Origin of the sequence: Halorussus salinisoli (assembly GCA_005239435.1) — an archaeon.
Taxonomy (GTDB): domain Archaea; phylum Halobacteriota; class Halobacteria; order Halobacteriales; family Haladaptataceae; genus Halorussus; species Halorussus salinisoli.
In genome coordinates this window covers 1-1,759 of sequence record SZNP01000014.1, presented here as the reverse complement: position 1 = coordinate 1,759, position 1,759 = coordinate 1, and the positions used below count along the sequence as shown (strand labels likewise).

General features: G+C 63.9%; 1 protein-coding gene. It reads left to right on the top strand.

All coding sequences use genetic code 11. The features are described 5' to 3' along the window. A partial coding sequence (pglX, locus tag E2484_RS24605; RefSeq protein ID WP_137287842.1) for a BREX-5 system adenine-specific DNA-methyltransferase PglX occupies nt 1–1,759 on the top strand: 1,759 nt, incomplete at both ends.

Below are 1,759 nucleotides of genomic sequence, written 5' to 3'. Positions count from 1 at the left end.
CATCGACCCCGCCTGCGGGAGCGGCCACTTCCTGCTGTACGCCTTCGACGTCCTCGAGCGCATCTGGTGGGCCGAAACCGACCTCGACCGCGGCGAGATTCCCGCGAAGATCCTCGAACACAACCTCTACGGCGTCGACATCGACCTGCGGTCGTGCCAACTCTCGGCCTTCAATCTCTACCTGAAGGCTCGCACGCGTGCCGAAGCCGAGGGCGACGACTTCGAGATGCCGAACCTGGGTATCGTCTGTGCCGACGCTCGCGTCGCCGAGGTCGAGCAGGCCGCCGACGTCCTCGACCAGATCACGGGCGAAGGTACCGACGTCCGCGAGGCGCTCGACGGCATCATCGAGGAGTTCCAGACCACCGAGGCCCTCGGCAGTCTGCTCGACGTCCAGGGGACGCTCTCCGAGGAGTTCGAGACCGACCAAGCCGACGTGATGGCCGACTGGGAGAGCGACGCGCCGCTCACGCTACACGCGTTCCTGAAAGAACTCAGGGAGGCCGTCGAGGAACGCACGTCGGACTCGTTCGGCGAACAGAACCTCCGGAGTTTCCTGAATCTCCTCGTCGTACTCACGCAAGACTACGACGTGGCGCTGATGAACCCGCCGTACGGCTCCGGGGGACGAATGCCGGACGACGTACAGGACTACGTCGAGGACAACTACGAGTACACCACCGAGTACTACATCAACTTCTTCGAAGCCTGCGACCGTCTCGTGCGGTCGGGCGGTCGCATCGGGATGCTCGTCCCGTGGTCGTTCATGTTCAACAAGTCCTTCCAGCAGTTCCGCGAGGACTTCGTGGGTGGTCGGGGAGCGTTCGACTTCTTCTCGGAGTTCGGCTACGACGTCCTCGACAACGCGACCGTAGGCACGGTGGGCACCGTCGTTCGGTCGGACACCGAGAGCGGCCAGAGGGGGACGTTCATTCGCCTCCCGGACGTCGAAAAAGCCGGAAAGGAGCGGACGTTCCTCGACGCCGCGTTCGCCGACGCCGAAACGGACGTGCAGCGACTCTACCACCGAGACCTCTCGGAGTTCGACATGGTTCCCGGGACACCGCTCTCGTACTGGGTGCCGACCGGCCTCAGGGAGTTGTATCGGTCCGGAACGGTCCTCGACGCCGACAACGCGGGCCTGGAGGACCGAGACACGTTAGGGGACATCAAGCAGGGAATCGCGACGGCAGACGACTCCCGTTTCGTCCACAAGTTCTGGGAGAACGCCGGCAGCGCCGACTGGGCACCCTTCGCGAAGGGCGGTGCAGACGCGTGGCTCCTCCCGAGAGTCAAGAACTCGCTTCTCTGGGGAGACGACGGCACCGAAGTGTCTCGATACTCGAAGTCGTACCCGCGCAACACGCAGTACTACTTCAGCGAGTCGCTGACGTACACCGTCGCCAAGCGCAGCGGTCGGCGGTTCGGCTATCTCCACGACTCCTCCGTCTTCGGTCACAAGGGGTCGGTACTGGTCCCCGACCGCGCCATCTGGAATGCGCTCTCCTACACGAACAGCCACCTGTTCACGTACTTGATGCTGACCCAGACCTCCGAGCGAATGTGGGAGGTCGGCTTCGTCTCGAAAGTCCCGTGGCGCGAGGAGTTAGAGAGCATCGACGAACTCGAAGCCCTCTCCCGCGAGGCGGTCGGCCACCTCGTCTCGAAGCGCCAGTACGACTTCGTCTCGCCGCACTACGACGGCCCGATTCTGCTCGACGTGCTGGGTATCGACGACCCGCTTCCGCAGTACGACCAC